We start from the raw sequence: 19,578 nt of genomic DNA on the forward strand, positions 1-19,578 counted from the left end.
ACTCGGCACATGCCAGTATAAAAACAAAGAATATGCTGGTGCTATAGAATCCCTGAGCCGCGCGATCAATGCCGGAGCTACTGCAAAGGAAATATACCTCTATAAAGGAAATGCCGAGTATGCACAAAAGGATTACGACAAGGCACTTACCGACCTGGAGAAAGCTGTTTCATTAGGAGTAAGCGATGCCGAAGCATCTAAAAATATAGGCGATATAAAATTCCTGAAAAGTGATTTCGCCAATGCCATCAAGAATTACGATAACGCTATAAAGCTCGGCACCAACGATGCTATTGTCTATAACAATCGCGGCAAGGCAAAGCTGAATATCAATGATGCACAGGGGTCGCTGGCTGATTTTGACAAAGCCATTCAACTGAACCCCACCTATACCAAGGCTATGTTAAATCGCGGAACAGCAAAGTATATACTGAAAGACTATGCCGGAGCTGTTACCGATCTTGAAAAAGTAAAAACCACCGAAGGCGAAACCCCAGACCTGCTCAGGATGCTGGGTATAGCACAGTATACATTAGGTAAAAAAGATGCTGCTAAACCTTATCTTGATAAAGCTTTACAGTCCGGAGTTAAAGATGGCAAGGTTGCTCTTTATGCCGGATATCTGCGGTATGACGCCAATGAATACAAAGGCGCTATAGAAGCATTAACAGCGGCAGAGATGGCTGGCGAAAAAGACGATGATATACCCTTGAAGCGCGGTAAATCTTCATACCAGCAACGTGAATATACCGCAGCGATCATCGACCTGGAGAAAGTAGCGCAGAAAGGCAAAGCTGATCTGGCTGCATACGAAGCGCTGGCATTATCATATCTCGCCTCGCAAAAAGATAAAGAAGCTATACCTCACCTCGAAAAAGCTGCATCGCTCGATAGCAAGAATAAAGAGATATACTATCAACTGGGGAATGCCCGTTTCAAACAAAGTAATTTTGCCGGAGCCATTACAGCATATGATAAAGCTATAACACTGGGCGCGAATGACGAAGTGATCTATAACAATCGCGGCAAAGCCAAACTCAATGCAGGCAACGCAAAGGAGTCTATCGCAGATTTTGATCGCGCATTAGGATTGAAGAAAGATTATACACAGGCTTTAAAGAACCGCGCTACAGCCCGCTATCAATTGAAAGACTATACGAATGTAATTACCGACCTCGCCATTGTAGTAGCGCGTAACGAAGCCAGCGCTGATGAGTATGCAATGCTCGGAACATCCAAATATACCATCAAAGATTATGAAGGCGCTGTAACGGATCTTACAAAAGCTATTGATGGCGGAAGCAAAGATATAGGTCTATATACTGCCCGCGGTAACGCATTGTTCGAACAGAAAAATTATGAGAAAGCCATTCCTGATTTTGACAAGGTAATTGCCAGCGGAGCAAACGACACAAACCTGTTCTACAGACGCGGTGCTTCAAAATATTATCAGCGCGATTTTAAAGGAGCACTGCCCGACCTGGAGAAGGCCATTACCTCCGGAACCGGTGATGCCGTTGTATTTGATATGCGCGGACATTGCAAGTATGATAGTAAAAATCTCGAAGGCGCTATCAGCGATTTCAACCAGGCTATAGAAAAAGACCCGAAGCTCGCCACGGCCTATTATCACCGCGGCGATGCCAAGTTTAGTACTAACAATTTACCGGGTGCTATTCAAGACTATACGCAGGCGTTAACCCTCGGGTTGAAAGATGCTGTGCTCTATAACAATCGCGGTAAAGCATACTTTAAACAGGAAAATTACCAGGCCGCTATTGCTGATTTTACTGAAGCCATCGACCGTAAGTCAGACTATACCAAAGCATACGAGAATCGCGGGCAGGCATACTATAGCCTGAAGAAATATAACGAAGGTGTAAAAGATTTTCGCGAGGTTGAAAAACTTTCAGAGAAACCTGAACCAGAGCTCTATAAATTATTGGCCGATGGATACTATAACACCGAGCGTTTTGTGCCGGCTCGTGATTACTACGACAAGCTGATCGATGCAGGTGTGAAAGATAAAGACGCATACCTGAGACGCGGACTCATGCAATTGGAAGCTACTGAATATGAAGCAGCACTGAAAGATTTTGACAATGCCCAGAAAGCCGGAGAAAATTCAGTAACACTATATGTAAATCGTGGTCGCGCATATATAGCATTGGAGAATACCAAGTCTGCAGTGCTGGAGTTGAACAAAGCGATTGAGCTTGATCCGAAAAACGTAGATGCACTTTTCAATCGCGGGTATATAAAGGAAACCATACAGGATTACGAAGGCGCTATACTTGACTATAACAAAGTAGTTACACTCAATCCGAAAGATGCCATCGCATTTTACAATCGTGCTACCTGTAAATCAGAGATGGAAGATTATGGTGCCGGTGTATCAGATATGGATGAAGCCATCAAGCTTGATCCTAAAAATGCATCGTACTATAAACAACGCGGCAATTTTTACTATCAATTGAAAGATAAAGATAAAGCCTGCTTCGACTGGCGCAAGGCAGTAGAGTTTGGCGATGCGAAAGCACGTTTTCAGATAGATACATACTGCAAGTGATCCCGAACTGATCTTTTTGCGATCCAAAAATACTACGAGAGCAGCTCCTGATACGAGCTGCTCTTCGTTTTTAAAGCGGAAACGCAATCATTTTATAGTGGTAAAATTTTTGCTCGTATATCTGCAAAACTCTTCTCCAAATCTTACACAAGGAAGCTAACACACGCAAATGATCATTCCTGCACAGTAAGATTTATCAACTTGAACGCATCAAAGATTTACAACATGAGAACGATAAACATAACCCTGCTACTCCTGTGCATGAGTCTGGTTTCTGCTGTGGCGTATGATACAGTAACAGGCAAAGTGACTTCGGTTATTGATGGCAACACGCTGGAGGTATTAGGCGATGACAATCAAACCTATAAAGTAATGCTTGCCGGCATAGATTGCCCTGAGCTGACACAAGTATTTGGCAACCACGCCAAACTATATCTGCAAAAATTAACACTGAATAAAAAAGTAACGGTAAATATTACCGGTAAAGATCGCTGGGGAAATTACCTCGCAGTGGTTCTTGTTAAAGGAACAGACGATCCACGAATCGATCTTTTAAAAGAAGGACTCGCCTGGACATCCGAGAAAAATCCTGATCCGGATTTTGAAGCGCACCGTGTACGCGCGCAGGAAAAAGGGAAAGGCCTCTGGAAAGACAACAACCCTACTCCTCCGTGGACTTACCGCAGAGAGCAAAGCATGATGGAAGCCAAATCAAGTTGATCTATAGTATATATTTCAGCAAAGATTACTTCTTAAACAAACAGCCCACAGAAATCTGCGGGCTGTTTTTATTTATATCGTTCTATACTATATATCAGCGAACTTCATAAGCCGGTGGCTTGGGCACCGTAAAGCCTTTTGTTTTCAATTGATTCTGAATTTCAACAATAGCGCGTTCCAACTGTGTATCTATACCTTTCGCGCCTTGCGTTAAGTCTTCCGCTACCGCTATATCCGGATCAACACCATGGCCTTCTTTAAACCATGTGCCATCGAGATTATACATACGGAATGTGGGCACTGTTACTCCACCACCATCAATAAGAGAAGGTACACCGCTTATACCGATCAATCCGCCCCAGGTACGCGCACCAATCAGCGGGCCGAGTCCTGCCTTGCGGAAGTAATCCGGGAAAGCATCGCCACCACTTCCGCTCCAGCCATTGATCAGCATTACTTTCGGACCAAAGTTACCAGCCGGAGGCCACGGCCATTGTGCACCATCGCGTATAGCCCAGAAAACAACGGGAGGCCTATTGAGCATTTCAATAAAGCGATCAGGTATCTGGCCACCACTATTAAAGCGTTCATCAATAATCAGCGATTTCTTATCGAGCTGCGCGTTGAACTGGCGGATCAATTCATTCTGTCCATCTATACCTGTGCTGCGCACATATACATATCCGGCTTTACCACCGGTTGCTTCTTCTACACGCTTCCGGTTTTGTTCGATCCACGCCAGGTGACGAAGTCGTGATTCATCTCGCAACGTTTCCACTATAGCTGTTTTAGCACCACTCCAAGAAGGCGTTGTGTTATACGTTACTTCAATCGTTCTTCCGGCAAGTCCCTGCAAAGCAGCATGCGGCTCCGCTCCGGTTGTTACAGCAACACCGTTGATCGCCAGTATATAATTACCTTCTTTTATATCTATACCCGGCTGATCGAGGGGAGAACGTACTTCAGCATCCCACGGTGCACCGCGAATGATCTTCTTTACTTTATAGTATTGTCCATCCGCTTGCCAGTCAATCCCTAAATATCCAACAGCCATCTGGCGCGAGTTCTCTTCATCTCCACCACCACGATAGGTATGCGATGCATTCAACTCTCCAATCATTTCACCCAATACAAAGTTTACTTCTTCGCGTGTTATAGCACCGTTCAGCATTTTCAGGTATTGATCTTTTACAGCATTCCAGTTTACACCGTGCATGTTCGGATCATAGAAATAGTCGCGCTCCAATCTCCACGCATCGGTTAATATCTGTTTCCATTCCTCGCGCGGATTTACCAGCAACTGCATTTCATCCGTACGAAGTTTCTTATCCAGCTTTTGATTCTCTTCTACTTTTACAATATAGAAACCATTGTCTTTACGAATCAAAATCTTTTTACCATCAGCCGACACTTCATAGTTATCGACATTATCAACAATCGTTTTGGTTTCGCGTTTCTCCAGGTCGAAATATTTTAAAGGTCTGGTCTTTCCGTCAGAACCTGTATTCGGAAACTGGTGATATAGCAATTTACCTTTCACCGTTTGCAGGTTGCCAACATTACCCGGATCAATAGGCAACATTACCAATCGCGATTCCAAACCATCGAGGTCTATCTCAACCGGTTTTACTTTCTCTTCTTTCTTATCGTCTTTTTTATCATCCGATTTATCGTCTTTCTTCTTGTCAGTCTTCGCATCCTCTTCTTTCTTATCTTCCTTCACATTTACCGCATCGTTCTTGGGTGCGAGCACAGAAGGTGTACTTTTCTTCAATGATATAGCAGCGATCTTGGTGGTGTTCGGGTATATAAATGTATTATCGATATCACTATACGAAGGCTGGAAGAACTGATTCGTTAACAAAAACAAATGTTTACCTTCTGCATCAAACACCGGATCCATTCCGCTATAATAACCACTCGTTACCTGTGTGAGTTTCTTTGATTGATAATCGTACAGATATACTGCCTGATGACCGTTATCGAGATCACGATCATACGCCAGCCAACGACTATCAGGCGACCAGCTTGCCGAGAAGTTTTCCAACCCGTAGTGCATCAGGCGCAAGCCACGATCCACATCGGTTGTTTGATTGGTAGTCAGATCAAATATCTTAATGCGCATAGCCTTATCGATAAAAGCTACCTTCTTGCTATCGGGCGACCAGTATAAATTATACCGGAAGCCGGCACCGTATGCCGTGAGCTTGCGTTCACTGGCATCATTCTTTGTATCGCGTATAGTCAGTTCGTATTCACCGGAACGATCGCTCCAGTACGCTATATATTTACCATCGGGCGACCACGTAGGATTTCGCTCCGCTACTCCGGATGATTGTGTTACGTTCTTCACAAAACCATTCTCTGCCGGAACGTTAAACACTTCGCCACGCGCTTCTACCAGCACACGGTTTCCGTCAGGAGATATAGCACTGTGCTCTATATTTTTAGCCGCCTCTATTGTAGGCTTCAGGCTCGCACCATCCGTTACTACCTCTACCTTTACTTCTTTCGGCTGGCGCGAAGCAAGATTGAAGAGATATAGTTTACCACCATTTTCAAATACTATATCTTCCGGGCCGAGAGACGGGAAGTGTACATCATAATCTTTGAATGAAGTAAGTTGCTGAAATGCCTTGTTGGTAACATTATATTCCCAAAGATTCATGCGTTTCTCGGCACCACGGTCCGACAGGAAATATATACTGTTGCCACTCCACATCGGGAGTTCATCGGCCGCATCTGTACCGACCGATATATTTTCAGACGCCAGTGTTTCGAGGTTGAACAAATGGATCTCTGCATTCCATCCTCCGCGATAGCGTTTCCAGGTTCTGAACACCTGTGTGCGAAATGTAACAGCGAGTTGTTTTCCATCGGGCGATACAGAACCAAACTCGGCATACGGCAAGGGAAGTTTCTCAGGCAATCCTCCTGCTAATGAAGCTTTGAAGAATTGATTGAATCGTTCGCGACCACTCTCGCGTGGCGAGGCAAAAAGTATTTGCTTGCCATCCGGATACCAGTCAACAACACGATCGCTCAAACCATGATACGTTACCCGGTTGGGTATACCACCGAGGCTCGGGATAACATATACATCATCGTTGCCATCATAATTACCGGTGAACGCGATCTGCGTTCCATCGGGCGAGAACTTCGGGAAGACCTCCACACCGGCAGGCGAACTTAAGCGGTATGCAAGGCCACCAACTTTGGGCACTACCCACAAATCGTTGGCGTAAGTAAAAACGATATGCGTTTGTGATACATCCGGAAAACGCAGCAAGCCTGCATCGATCTGGGCCGACACAACGTGCACCAGCAGGCTGAACAACAGGGTTAATGAGCAGATTTTCTTCATGGGTTACAAATGGATTTTTGTTTAATGTTTACATGATATTTCAGGTGATACTATATTTTAAGGTTTCGGGAATCAAACAAATGTATTCTTCTGTTCTTCAGACAACCAACGTACATATACTTTGCGCGGTTGTATATCGTGAGAGGGAAATTACTAAATACCTGTACGGAATGTTAGACGCATGGCTAAAAACTTCCGGTCATTTCTCCTGAAGAAGAGGATGTGACGAACTGAAAAATAGTTTTTAGAGATGCCTCAATGTTTAGGATATTTGCACGTGAATGACTCAAACGCATTTAATAAAATGAAGATTACAGCAGACAATAAACTTAAAAAACTTATTGTTGTGGGCGACCGTGTGTTGATCAAGCCCACGAAACAATCTGACCAGACTGCCAGCGGATTATACCTCCCACCGGGTGTGCAGGAGAAAGAAAAAATTCAAAGTGGCTATGTTATAAAAGTAGGTCCGGGCTATCCGCTGCCCTTACCAGCCGATGAAGATGACGTATGGAAAGGAAAAGAAGACCAGGTAAAATATTTACCGCTGCAGGCGCAGGAGGGAGACCTTGCTATCTTTTTACAGAAGGGTGCCATCGAGGTGATATATGAAGAAGAGAAATATTTCATTGTGCCACAGGCCTCGATTCTGATGCTGGAGCGCGAAGAGGATTTATAGCAGGCGTTTTGTATTTTTGATTATGGACATGCCGGGGCCTATAATAACCAGGCATTTTTTGAACATCCTATATTTCGAAATATTTCTTCATGGCAGGTCTCTCATTCGATGTGTTGCGTACCGGTAAAAAATATCGGCTTATCAATTTTGGCGAACAGCATGAGTTCATTATTGAAAGCATACTGGCCAATGGCGATTTCAAAGTAAAAGACCTCCTTACCCTAGAACGCTATCATTTGAAAGAATTAATCCGCTATGGGCAGGGCAAAGACTTTATCCTGGAAGAAATTTATTAAGATATATAGCAACCACTTGCCCTCGATCGCAGCCGGATATAAAGTCTTGTGCAACGGAACACACAATTTTTACGAACTTTCAAAACTCATGAATACCTACATGCAAAAATTTATCCTCATCATTCTCCTCCTGGTTACGGTAGAAGGATTTGCACAAAATTCTGATATGCCGACCGATTTTCTGAACAAGGAGTTTCACAAAGATCGCAGAGCCAAGCTGCGCGAAAAATTACCGGCCAATTCAGTAGCGGTATTTTTTGCAAACCCGGTTCGTAACCGCGCCAACGATGTGGATTATGTATACCACCAGGATCCTGATTTCTTTTACCTTACTGGCTATAAAGAATCTGACGCTGTATTGTTCATCTTTAAAGACAAACAAACTGCCGCGAACAAAACACAATACGATGAGATCATCTTTGTACAGCCACGCAATGCACAGGCTGAGATGTGGACCGGCCGCAGACTGGGCGACCAAGGCGTAAAAGATCAGTTAGGGCTGGAGCAGGCTTTCAACAACAAGGAATTTAAAAAATATAGTGTAGACTTTTCAAAGTTCGATGAGATACTCTTCTTCGATTTTGAGAATGACGTACGCAACGATCCACGCGATTCTTCGGATCTGTATGACCTGATCGATCAGTTCAAGATGAAAGTAAATTATCCGTCAAAGGAAAAAGGTCTTACAGTATCGCGCGAGCCACAAAAAAGTAATCTCAACACAAAAGCGCTTACCGACATTATGAACAGCCTTCGCGGCTTCAAGACGAAAGAAGAGCTGGATATGATCCGCAAAGCCGTAAGTATATCTTGTATCGGCCAGCGCGAAGTAATGAAAGCAATGAAGCCCGGAATGTCGGAACGTGAGATACAGGGTATACATGAATTTGTATTCAAGAAATACCAGGCAGAAGATTTAGGTTATCCTTCCATAGTAGGTGCCGGTCATAACGGATGTATACTTCACTACATCGACAACTATAAGCCGAATGTAACGAACAAGGAAATGATCCTGATGGATCTCGGTGCGGAGTTCCACGGATATACTGCCGATATAACACGCACTATACCGATCTCCGGTAAATTCTCTCCGGAACAAAAGCAGATATACGAACTGGTGTTGAAAGCACAGGAAGAAGCGATGAAGGTTTGCAAACCGGGTGCAACATTCCAGGATCTTACACTGGCTACACGCACGGTAGTAAATAAAGGATTGAAAGACCTCGGCATTATTAAAACCGAAACTGAAAAACATTTATACTATCCCCACGGATGTTGCCACCACATCGGGTTGGATGTGCACGATCGCGGACCGTACGATAAACTGCAGGAGAGCATGGTGATTACCATCGAGCCCGGCATTTATATTCCTGAAAACTCCAACTGCGATAAACGCTGGTGGGGCATTGCTGTGCGTATTGAAGATGATTACCTCATTACCAAAGACGGATACGAGCACTTATCCATAGCAGCACCACGCAAAGTAGAAGACATAGAGGCATTGATGAAGCAACCGAGCGCGCTCGATGATTTTGTACTGCCCGACCTCAACACAAAGAATTAAACAACCCATAGTTTCTTTCTTTGGAAACGGGCCCGCGAGCAATCGCGGGCTTTTTTATTTACTGAAAATCGACTCCGATAGCGGTTAAAAAAATTCAGGGAACCATTTACCGCAGAAAGACCTTCTACTCCATAACTGCATTGTATCTTGCAGCGATTTACACCATATGACGCGAAAACAACACCTGGTTGTTATACTGATTCTTGGAGCACTGGCAACTATCAGCCCCTTTTCGATCGACATGTACCTTCCCGGTTTCCCCTCCATCGCAAAGGATCTTAACACAACCATCGACCAGGTACAGCTTTCTTTAACAAGCTACCTCATCGGTATTGCTATCGGGCAGTTACTATACGGCCCGCTGCTTGATCGCTTCGGCAGACGCGCTCCATTATATGCCGGGCTTGCAGTATATATACTCGCATCTATAGGTTGTTCTTTAACACACTCAATACACGCATTGATCATAATGCGCTTTCTGCAGGCACTCGGTGGTTGTGCAGGAATGGTAGCATCACAGGCATTGGTGCGCGATCTCTTTCCGATCGAAAAAACAGCACAGGCATTTTCATCACTCACCTTAGTTATCGCAGTATCACCGCTCATTGCTCCTACCATTGGCGGATACGTTACAGTAGCTTTCGGATGGCAATTTGTATTTGTGATCCTTACTTCAGTTATGCTGCTCATTACAGTATGTATATATTTCTTTTTACCGGAAGGCAGGCGGGCCGATGCATCACTATCGCTCAAGCCGCAGGCTGTAATGAGTAATTTTCTTACCGTTCTCAAACAACATCAATTTCTCATCTATGCATTTGCCGGAGGTATAGCTACAGCCGCACCCTTCGCATTCATTGCCGGCTCTTCGGATGTATTCATCAACCTCTATCACACAACCGAACAGGAATACGGCTGGATATTTACTATTGTAGCATCCGCTATCATCGGGTCAACACAACTCAACCATATACTCTTGAAGAAGTATAAAAGTCAGCAGATTGTGAAGGTAACGTTGATCGTGCAGACATTTGTTGGTGCCATCATGGTATTCGGCACCATGAATGGTTGGTACGATAAATATGGATTGGTAGCGATCATGTTTGTTTTCCTGATAGGCCAGGGATTAACCGGCCCGAATGGAACAGCTCTTGCGTTAGCACCTTTTACCAGGCTTACTGGTAGTGCTGCTGCTATACAGGGAAGTATACGCATGGGTGTTGGTGGATTGGTTTCGGCTGCGGTAAGCGCGCTGCATAACAACACGGCCGTGCCGATGGTAGGCATGATGGCGCTCTGCGGACTTGCAGGGCTAATTATACTCGGAGTAGGTAAAGGAACAGTGCGCTATCGCGCGCGCAAACGACAGGTGGAAGAACGTCCTTCTGTAATGATGTAGCGTATATATACTTACTTTATGCCGCGCGGTATTCCGAAGGAGTTTTACCGGCAATCTTCTTGAAAGCTGTATTGAAAGACGACTTCGAATTATAGCCAACCTGTTCAGCTATTTCTTCTACTTTAATATTGGGATGTTCTTTCAACAGGCGCTTGGCTTCTTCTATACGGTAGGTCGCTACCATCTCAAAGAAACTTTTTCCTAATCCATCGTTGATCACTTGCGACAAGGCGTGCACCGTTGTATTCAGTTGCTGTGCAAGATCGGGTAACGAGAAACCCGATTGCAGGTAAGGCTTCTTCCCGGTCATAACAGCATCGAGTTTGGTGAGTAAATCTTTCTGTACATCTACGGTTACGCTGGATGTTTTATACTTCTGCGGCTCGACCAGTGCTGTCTGCCGAAAGAAACCTGAGTGACTGATTACGCGAATACTGATCATATATACCATAAGCGAAATGAACGCAGCAAAAACATGATCGCCCGTATCATCGATGTTAAAGAATTTTACGACAAATACCGCTACCGTTGCAAGCATCATCTGCAAAGCACTGCCGCGTATCTTTTTCAACACCGGGTGCACGGGATTAAAAAATGATTCACGCCTGTTTCGAAAAGCTCTTATCGCTTCAATCATTCCCCACACAAAATATCCCAGTAAACTTATCAGGGATACTTCGGTGTGATTATCGGTGACCCACAACCAGCGCGCATCATAATCCACCGACACTTCGCGAAACGGCAAGGCCGGATGATATGAGTGTACCCACGAATTATACTTCACATCATCAGGCAGGATGAAAAAGGGTATGATGAGAATGAAATACACGATAGGAAATATATAATGCCACCATATCGTTTTGCGCGACACAGAACCCTGCACCAGACTTTTCATCATCAGGTAAAATGAAGGGCCTATCGTTAGTGCAAATGGTTCGGAGAAATCAACCAGGAAGAGACAGTCAGCAATATAGCCGGTATACATCAGGAATATTTCCAGGATGCAAGCTGCCATCGACAATAGCATAAGTCCCTGAAAAAAATTAGCCTGGTTCTTCCGGTTCTCTTTCGATAAAAAGAAAAATGAAAGAAATATAGCCTGCACAATGCCAAGCAGAATAAATACAGCAAACAGATCAACTCTATACGGCATGCTCACGATAATCAGCGCTTCACTACAAAATCCGTAAAACCTTGCCATGTACCATCCTGCACATCTACATCCGTTACGCGCGCGCGCACCGGGCCTTTTTCGCACCACGCTACAAATTCCGACAACGCTTTTTCATCGCCTTCGGCTTCAATATAAACCGAACCATCGGGCAGGTTTCTTACAAAACCTTTTAGCCCAAGTTTCTCGCCTGCCTCCTGTGCGGACACGCGGTAATATACTCCCTGCACCCGTCCCGACACTACAATCGAAATATGTTTCTGCATATACGTACCCAAAAGAAAATTCAAATTACACCTGTTTTAAGAGCTCTGCAACGACTAACCACGGCAGACCGTTGGCCCGAAAAAATATTTTAAAAATTTTTCAGGATTTATGTCCGGAACGATAAAGTTGGGCCGTCATGATGTAAATTTTGTTCAACCAAAAATCATTTACATTATGGAAAAGTACATGTTTTTATTCCGCGGTGGCGATGTAAGCCACTTATCTCCTGAAGCCCAGCAGGCGCACATGCAAAAATGGTTCGACTGGGTAGACAAGCTTCGTAAAGAGAACCGCTACCTGGCCGGTGAGGCATTGATACCCGCAGGTAAAACACTTGCCGGTTTAAAGAAAACTATAACCGATGGTCCGTATGCGGAAGGTAAAGAGATCACAGGCGGTTTCTTTGTGATCAACGCCAAGAACCTGGAAGAAGCTACGCAGCTCGCCAAAGATTTTCCCGATTTCGAATACGAAGGCAGCGTAGAAGTACGCGAGGTAATGAAGTTCGACATGTAAAAAATCACTGCAGCAACAGAAGATTTTACTTCACTACCAAAAAACATTGATGGTGTCGGATCGTTTTATCCGACACCACTCTCTACCATCTTTACTATAGATATAGTTATTCTTGAGAGCTTGCTGTCAAAGAAAGCATCCTCATGTCAGTTGGAAACAACTGATTTAACATCGTTTCCCTTTATCACTTTCTAACTCTTCTTTATGAAACAACACTATATATACCTTATACTTCTTTCATTGCTTACGGTGGCTTGCCAACCATCCCCGTCTGTATCTGACCAAAATATAGTTACAGCACACAAAATGTTTGAAGCATTCAACCAGCATCAATGGGAGTTGATGGCATCGTACTATGCTGACAGTGCTTTGTTTCTCGACCCATCACTCGGCAAAGCGTATATCCGCCAATCCCAAAAAGATATAGCAGCCAAATATATGGCACTCCAACAAGCCTTTCCGGATATTAACGACAGCATCACCGCTTTATATTCTTCCGGAGAGCACGTGATCGTTGAGTTTACTTCTACCGGCACCGTAAACGACAGCATCTCGTTCACACTTCCCATCATTACCGTATTATCATTTCATAATGGAAAGATCATTCGCGATGCTACCTATTACGATCAGGAAAATCCCTAATTTTATGAATGCACGAACCCAACGTTAATAACCTGGTCAGTCACCTCTTCCGTCATGAAGCAGGAAAGATGACAGCTGTACTTACACGACTGTTGGGTTTTGGTTCGTATGAGCAGGCGCAAGACATTGTGCAGGATGCCTTGCTGCAAGCCATGTCGGTATGGAAGTATAAAGGTATACCCGACAATCCTTCGGCCTGGTTATATACCGTTGCCAAGCGAAAAGCTATCGATGTTATACGACAGCAACGTGTACACGAACACCACGAAGCCAGTATAGCACAGGCACTACAATCAGAATGGACACTGACCCCGACTGTTAATCATTTATTCCTTGAGAATGAAATTGAAGACAGTCAACTGAGAATGATCTTCGCCTGTTGTCACCCGGCTATACCGTACGAGTCGCAGGTAGCGCTTACACTCAAAACACTTTGCGGACTAAGCACAGCAGAAATTGCCAATGCATTTCTCACCGGAGAGGAGACAATTGCCAAGCGTATATACCGCGCACGCGAAAAGATACGCGAAGAAAAGATCAATCTCGAAGTTCCTCCGCTATCAACATTAAACACACGGCTCGATGCTGTGCTGCATACGCTATATTTACTTTTTAATGAAGGCTATACTTCTTCGCATCCCGATCAGTTGATACGCCATGATCTCTGCGAAGAAGCGATTCGTTTATGTTTATTACTCACGCGCAACACGGCCACCAATATACCTTCCGTAAATGCTTTACTGGCATTGATGTGTTATCAGGCCTCACGTGCGGACTCGCGTATAGATGAAGATGGAAGTATCATTCTGCTAAAAGACCAGGATCGCAGTCGCTGGAATAAAGCATTGATCGAACGCGGCAATTATTTTCTGGAAACTTCTGCCAAAGGAGATGATCTTACTGAGTATCACCTCGAAGCCATCATTGCATCGTGTCATGCTGAAGCTGCTACCTTTGCCGAAACCGACTGGAATAAAATTCTCGATATATATACTTTGCTTTCAAACCTGCGCCAAAGTCCGATCGTGGAAATGAACAAAGCTATTGCGCTCGGATACGCGCAATCATTCGAGGCAGGGCTCACAGCACTTCAACACATTACGCAATTAAACGACTATTATCTATACCATGCTGCTGTAGCCGACTTTTATGCAGCACTAAACTACAGCGAAGAAGCGCGGCAGGCATACCTGCGTGCAATAGCGCTCACATCTTCCGGTGCAGCCAGGCGATTGCTGGAAAAGAAAATACAAATGCTGCAGAAAGATCAGATCAGCAGTTGATCGATCGCGGTCTTTATAATCACTTCGCGTTCTTCAAAAGAACCACGCACAAAGATATAGGGTATATTTCTGCGGATTAATTCGCTTCGAAATATCTCCAGCATCTTCTCGCGCTGGTTACCCAAATCGCGCAACTCATCGGCCACCCAGGGCACATCTATATCAAACAAAAAGTATAGGTCGTAGTGCACGTCTTTTTCTAATGTATAGATGGCATCGGGCACAGCGTGCAGATAGTATTGAGAATATATTTGCGTGGTGATGGCATCCGTATCGCAGAAGAGAATTTTGTTAGCAACTTTTGATTTCTCCTTTATACGATCAGCATGCGCATGGCCTATCGTTTCAATGTCTTTCAAGGTAAAAACATTGGACGTTAAAAGTTCGCGTGCTACTTCCGGCACAAAAACCGTTTTATAGTGAGCAGCCATTCGTTCTGCCATGGTAGATTTACCCGTGCTCTCGGGACCATAAAAACAAATTTTCTTTACAAAGTAAGGTCTTACTATATCGGGTATATATTCCCAGTATTTAAAAGGATGCTGACGAATAAGCGAAGCTGCTACAGGAAATTTCTCCCTGTCGGCATCAAATACTATCGATATAGCCCCCAGGTTAGCAGCAAAAGGTTCTCCATATACTTCTGAGCTGAACAGTATATCGACAGGCGGATATGTTTTACGAATAAAATCTGCCCATACCTTGGTTCGCTCCGGCCATGCGAGCTGTTCATTATCAAAATCATCACGTACCATTGCTGGCTTGACAGAAGGCCGGTCTTTAAACAATTGTGCGATCCACGAAAAGCGAAGCGATGCATCAATAGCATCATGATCGGTATAGCTCATCGAAACGATCAGTTCGTCACATCGTTCCGCAGCAAATTCGATCAGGGCTATATGTCCTTTATGGATCGGAAGAAATTTACCAATAACAAGTCCACGCTTCATGCAGGCTGTGTTTGATAGCCCTTGTATTCCTTGATCCAATGCCAGAGGCCAAAGCCGGCAATTACAGTAAACACAGCGTAGAGTAAACTATATAGCATTACACCTTTTACGTAGTATAAATAGGTAGCTACGGTATCTACGATGATCCAGATTACCCAGCATTCTATTCGCTTGCGGATCATGAAGAATGTTGTGATGATACTCATGACGGTAATAAACGAATCAGCATACGGGAAGGCACTTGGTATAGGAAAGAACGATGGGAACCAGTGATGCAACTGACTGGCCAGCGCACCGAGCACAGCCGTACCAACAAGACCACCTATACATATACCCAGAAAAGCATATAGCCCCATGAAGCTTACCTTCAGTTCATTCCTGCGATCTTCTTCGCCCGGCTTTGGATGCGTCCATTGCCACCAGCCCAGTATATTGGTTACAAAGAAAAAGATCTGCAGAAACATATCCGGGTATAATTGTATCTGGTAATATAGGAAGAACGACAAGACTACATTTACAATACCGATGGGCCAGCTCCAGATGTGCGCCTTGGCCGATAGCCACACGGCTATAGCTCCCGATACAAAACCATAGAACTCGATATAGCTCATTTTATAGCCAAGCACTTCAAAGATGATGCTGTTGATGTCGAAGAATTTCATATCTCAAAATCGCATTACGATGCCGCCTCAAGATTACTCTACATCAAAACAAAATCCTAGCATGATGGATACAGGCGGAGCACAAACAGAAAAATTAATACAGATCTGAAACAAGAAGGATTAATCAGGCTTCTTCCTAAAGTTTGATACAAACATTCTTCGCTTCCGTAAAAAATCGTAAAGCCTCCCAACCGCCTTCGCGACCAACACCGGATTGCTTCATGCCACCAAAAGGAGTTCGCAAGTCGCGAAACAACCAGCAATTTACCCAGATGATACCGCTCTTCACACCAGCCGCTACACGATGTGCGCGTTTTAAATTCTCCGTCCAGATCGTAGCCGATAATCCGTAAGGTGTACTGTTTGCATAGCGCAATACTTCTTCCTCTGTTTCAAAAGGCATGATCGTAACAACCGGGCCGAAGATCTCTTCCTGGTTTGTACGACATTGATGATCGAGCCCGGTTATAACAGTCGGTTCAACAAAATATCCTGACTCGCACCTTCCGGGTATAATTACACGCTTGCCACCGGTAAGGATCGCGCCTCCCTCCTGCCGCGCTAAATCTATATATGACAATACTTTATTCATGTGCGCCTGCGATACCAGCGAACCTATACGTGTATTGCTATCCAACGGATCGCCTACGGTAAGTTCTTTGGTTCGCTTTACAAAGTCGGCAACAAACTTTTCATATATAGGTTTCTCCACAAAAATGCGCGAACCACATAAACATATTTCGCCTTGATTAGAGAAAGACGATTGTAACGATGTAGCGAGCGCCTGTTCCCAATCACAATCTGCAAAAATGATGTTGGGATTTTTACCACCCAGCTCCAATGAAAGTTTCTTAAACATTGGCGCTGCTGTTGCCGCTATACTTCTGCCGGTAACAGTTCCACCTGTAAAAGATATAGCGGGTATATCCGGGTGTTCCACAATAGCCTGCCCTGCTTTCGGGCCAACACCGTGCACTATATTTAGTACACCGGCAGGTAATCCGGCTTCTATACAAAGTTTCGAAAACAGAAAGGCCGTCATAGGTGTGATCTCGGAAGGCTTTGCCACAACAGTACAGCCAGCGGCCAGCGCAGGGGCTATCTTCCACGTAAACAAATATAGGGGCAGGTTCCACGGAGATATACACCCTGCTACTCCTACGGGTGCGCGAAGTGTATAGTTAACAGCCTCCTTTCCGGTGATGTGTGTTTCACTTGCAAAATGTATAGCACCACTGGCATAGAACCGCATGTTAGACGATGCACGCGGTATATCTACCACTTTCGCCAGCGACACCGGCTTTCCATTATCGATACTCTCCGCCAGCGCCAACGCATCGAGGTCGCGATCGATAAGATCGGCAACACGTTGCAATATAGCAGCACGGTGTTCTACCGTCATACCCGACCAACTTTCAAATGCAGCCTGCGCTGCAGTTACAGCATTGGCTACATCACGCTTATCTGAATCCGGAATCAGACTATATACACGCCCTTCAGCCGGCATATAGTTATCGATATATTGTGCCGACACTGGCTCAACAAGCGCTCCGTTAATATAGTTATATATCTTTTCCATATATACTATAAGCTTCCGGTTCGTCCGCCATCTACCGGAACATTAATACCATTGATATAGCCGGCAGCCGGTGTAGCCAGAAACGCTATAGCCGCAGCCACTTCTGCTGCATCGCCAATACGACCCAGTGGTATCTCTTCGGTAACTTCTTTTTTTACTTCATCAAAACTCTTTCCCGCTTTGGCTGCGCGGGTGTTCATAATCTCTTCCAATCGGCCGGTCATAGTAGAGCCTGGCAGTACATTATTTACGGTTATACCAAACGGCCCCAGTTCCAGCGACAAGGTCTTCGACCAGTTGGCCACAGCACCACGTGTTGTGTTGGATACACCTAAACCCCGGATAGGAATTTTTACCGATGTAGAGATCACATTAATGATTCTGCCATCGCCGGCCTGCTTCATACCTGGTACATACGCCTGCACCAATATCTGATTGCATAGTAAATGACTGGAGTATGCTTTCAGAAAGTCATCTACGCTGGCATCGATAGCTTGTCCTGCTGGTGGTCCTCCTGTATTATTTACCAAAATATGAACAGCCTGTTCTGCTGCATGCTGTTTTACTTTTTGTTGCAACACGTCAGGCGATTGAAAGTCGGCCACGATATAATTATGTTGCTGCCCGGCTTTAGTCGCAAGTTCTTTGATCACAGCTTTGAGTTTCTCCTCATTACGGGCAATTAAAGTAACATGCGCGCCCAGCAACGCGAGTTCAACAGCAGCGGCTTTTCCTATACCTTGCGTGCTGCCGCATACAACGGCACGCTTACCGGTTAAATCTAGATTCATAACACCAAGTATATAACTGAATTGTTGCTAAATTTAAGAAGGATTAGATTGTTCGCACAGTAACCGTGAACATTAAAAACAGCGCTATGGCCATTCGCAGACCTTTCAACTTGAATCAGTGGATACGCGATAACCGCGATCTGCTAAAGCCTCCGGTAGGAAACAAAAATTTGTATGCCGATGCGGGCGACTATATTGTGATGATCGTTGGCGGCCCCAATGCACGCAAAGATTATCACTTCAATGAAACGGAAGAGTTATTCTATCAACTGGAAGGCGATATCAATGTGCGCATCCAGGAAGATGGCAAACCGGTAGATATACCGATAAAGTCTGGCGAAATGTTTTTGCTGCCTGCGCGTGTTCCGCACAGACCGGAGCGACCTGCTAACTCCGTTGGCTTGGTGATTGAATGTAAACGTATTGAACCGCAGATTGAAGACGGACTCATCTGGTTTTGCGATAACTGCAACAACAAGCTTCATGAATATCGCTTTCATCTTGATAACATTGAAAAAGATTTCCTTCCTCGATTCCGCGAGTTTTACGGATCAAAAGAACTGCGCACGTGCAAAAAATGCGGCACGGTGATGGAAGCCGATTCCCGGTTTGTATAAATAGTCGCATATTGCCACCCTATACTTACGCATGAAGGGAACTGCTTACTATACATCACCGGTTGGTGAACTTCTGATCGAGTCGGAAGATGAGAAGATCATCACCGTAAATTTTCTAAAAGACACCAAACGCGAAGAAGTACCTACACCGGCCACTGATCAATGTATAACGGAGCTGGATGAATATTTTTTTAAAGGGAGAAAATTCTTTACCGTAGAACTTGATCTGCGAGGCTCCACCTTTCAACAAAAAGTATGGAATGCTTTGCTTGCCATTCCGTATGGCAAAACGGTTTCGTATGAAGAGATCGCGTTGCGCGTGGGTGATATAAAATCTATTCGCGCAGTAGGGCTTGCCAACGGCCAAAATCCCATTGCTATTATCGTACCGTGTCACCGCGTGATCGGGAAGAGCGGAGATCTGGTTGGCTATGGAGGCGGACTCGAAAACAAAGAGTGGTTACTATACCACGAAGGTGCCATGCTTCGCCAGCTCTCATTATTTTAGG

The 19,578-nt window shown here is 44.7% G+C and carries 18 protein-coding genes; 11 read left to right on the top strand and 7 right to left on the bottom strand.

Features of this window, described 5'->3' with window-relative positions:
• A partial coding sequence (locus VIN08_RS08310) for a tetratricopeptide repeat protein (RefSeq protein WP_331963026.1) occupies nt 1-2,569 on the top strand: 2,569 nt, incomplete at its 5' end.
• A 225-nt stretch (nt 2,570-2,794) separates the two neighbouring features.
• Entirely contained in the window at nt 2,795-3,289 is a 495-nt protein-coding gene (locus VIN08_RS08315) for a thermonuclease family protein (RefSeq protein ID WP_331963028.1), read from the top strand.
• A gap of 94 nt (nt 3,290-3,383) precedes the next feature.
• On the opposite strand, the gene VIN08_RS08320 is transcribed toward VIN08_RS08315, so the two are convergent.
• Entirely contained in the window at nt 3,384-6,653 is a 3,270-nt protein-coding gene (locus tag VIN08_RS08320) for a S41 family peptidase (protein WP_331963030.1), read from the bottom strand.
• Nucleotides 6,654-6,957: 304 nt separating this feature from the next.
• Between VIN08_RS08320 and VIN08_RS08325 the strand changes: the two genes are divergently transcribed.
• The 4 genes from VIN08_RS08325 to VIN08_RS08340 all read left to right on the top strand — a co-directional run bounded on the left by VIN08_RS08325 (nt 6,958) and on the right by VIN08_RS08340 (nt 10,591).
• A complete protein-coding gene (locus VIN08_RS08325; protein ID WP_331963032.1) occupies nt 6,958-7,332 on the top strand; it encodes a co-chaperone GroES family protein in 375 nt (124 codons plus the stop codon).
• Between the two features lie 89 nt (nt 7,333-7,421).
• Complete coding sequence (locus VIN08_RS08330; protein ID WP_331963034.1) at nt 7,422-7,628, top strand: hypothetical protein; 207 nt, start codon at nt 7,422-7,424, stop codon at nt 7,626-7,628.
• Between the two features lie 100 nt (nt 7,629-7,728).
• Nucleotides 7,729-9,192, top strand: coding sequence for an aminopeptidase P family protein (locus tag VIN08_RS08335; protein ID WP_331963036.1), 1,464 nt, complete (start codon nt 7,729-7,731; stop codon nt 9,190-9,192).
• Between the two features lie 166 nt (nt 9,193-9,358).
• Nucleotides 9,359-10,591: a multidrug effflux MFS transporter gene (locus VIN08_RS08340; protein WP_331963038.1), complete on the top strand. Its 1,233-nt coding sequence runs from the start codon at nt 9,359-9,361 to the stop codon at nt 10,589-10,591.
• Between the two features lie 16 nt (nt 10,592-10,607).
• Here VIN08_RS08340 and VIN08_RS08345 read toward each other — a convergent pair whose 3' ends face one another.
• Both VIN08_RS08345 and VIN08_RS08350 read right to left on the bottom strand, forming a co-directional pair.
• A complete protein-coding gene (locus VIN08_RS08345; RefSeq protein ID WP_331963040.1) occupies nt 10,608-11,792 on the bottom strand; it encodes a helix-turn-helix domain-containing protein in 1,185 nt (394 codons plus the stop codon).
• Nucleotides 11,756-12,028, bottom strand: a complete 273-nt coding sequence (locus VIN08_RS08350) for an acylphosphatase (protein WP_331963042.1) — start codon at nt 12,026-12,028, stop codon at nt 11,756-11,758. Before VIN08_RS08350 ends, VIN08_RS08345 begins: the two co-directional genes overlap by 37 nt.
• A gap of 175 nt (nt 12,029-12,203) precedes the next feature.
• Here VIN08_RS08350 and VIN08_RS08355 point away from each other — a divergent pair, with 175 nt between their 5' ends.
• From VIN08_RS08355 to VIN08_RS08365, 3 genes are all read left to right on the top strand, one after another.
• The gene (locus VIN08_RS08355; protein WP_331963044.1) at nt 12,204-12,545 is read left to right on the top strand and encodes a YciI family protein; all 342 of its coding nucleotides are present in this window, start codon (nt 12,204-12,206) and stop codon (nt 12,543-12,545) included.
• Between the two features lie 204 nt (nt 12,546-12,749).
• A complete protein-coding gene (locus tag VIN08_RS08360) occupies nt 12,750-13,187 on the top strand; it encodes a nuclear transport factor 2 family protein (protein WP_331963046.1) in 438 nt (145 codons plus the stop codon).
• A gap of 8 nt (nt 13,188-13,195) precedes the next feature.
• Nucleotides 13,196-14,470, top strand: coding sequence for an RNA polymerase sigma factor (locus tag VIN08_RS08365; RefSeq protein ID WP_331963049.1), 1,275 nt, complete (start codon nt 13,196-13,198; stop codon nt 14,468-14,470).
• On the opposite strand, the gene VIN08_RS08370 is transcribed toward VIN08_RS08365, so the two are convergent.
• The 4 genes from VIN08_RS08370 to VIN08_RS08385 all read right to left on the bottom strand — a co-directional run bounded on the left by VIN08_RS08370 (nt 14,455) and on the right by VIN08_RS08385 (nt 18,452).
• Nucleotides 14,455-15,420: an AAA family ATPase gene (locus tag VIN08_RS08370; protein WP_331963051.1), complete on the bottom strand. Its 966-nt coding sequence runs from the start codon at nt 15,418-15,420 to the stop codon at nt 14,455-14,457. The two genes, VIN08_RS08365 and VIN08_RS08370, sit on opposite strands and share 16 nt — an antisense overlap.
• On the bottom strand, nt 15,417-16,082 hold the full coding sequence (pnuC, locus tag VIN08_RS08375) for a nicotinamide riboside transporter PnuC (RefSeq protein WP_331963054.1): 666 nt from the start codon (nt 16,080-16,082) through the stop codon (nt 15,417-15,419). The genes VIN08_RS08370 and pnuC overlap by 4 nt, the downstream gene beginning before the upstream one ends.
• A 136-nt stretch (nt 16,083-16,218) precedes the next feature.
• Nucleotides 16,219-17,661 (bottom strand): aldehyde dehydrogenase, encoded by a 1,443-nt coding sequence (locus VIN08_RS08380; protein ID WP_331963056.1) that lies wholly within the window; start codon nt 17,659-17,661, stop codon nt 16,219-16,221.
• A gap of 5 nt (nt 17,662-17,666) precedes the next feature.
• Nucleotides 17,667-18,452: an SDR family oxidoreductase gene (locus VIN08_RS08385; RefSeq protein WP_331963059.1), complete on the bottom strand. Its 786-nt coding sequence runs from the start codon at nt 18,450-18,452 to the stop codon at nt 17,667-17,669.
• 86 nt (nt 18,453-18,538) lie between these two features.
• On the opposite strand from VIN08_RS08385, the gene VIN08_RS08390 reads away from it, so the two are divergent.
• Entirely contained in the window at nt 18,539-19,069 is a 531-nt protein-coding gene (locus VIN08_RS08390) for a 3-hydroxyanthranilate 3,4-dioxygenase (RefSeq protein ID WP_331963061.1), read from the top strand.
• A gap of 31 nt (nt 19,070-19,100) precedes the next feature.
• Nucleotides 19,101-19,577, top strand: coding sequence for a methylated-DNA--[protein]-cysteine S-methyltransferase (locus tag VIN08_RS08395; RefSeq protein ID WP_331963064.1), 477 nt, complete (start codon nt 19,101-19,103; stop codon nt 19,575-19,577).
• Nucleotide 19,578: the final 1 nt, after the last annotated feature.

The sequence above is a fragment of the Ohtaekwangia sp. genome, from assembly GCF_036568665.1.
Taxonomy (GTDB): Bacteria; Bacteroidota; Bacteroidia; order Cytophagales; family Cyclobacteriaceae; genus Ohtaekwangia.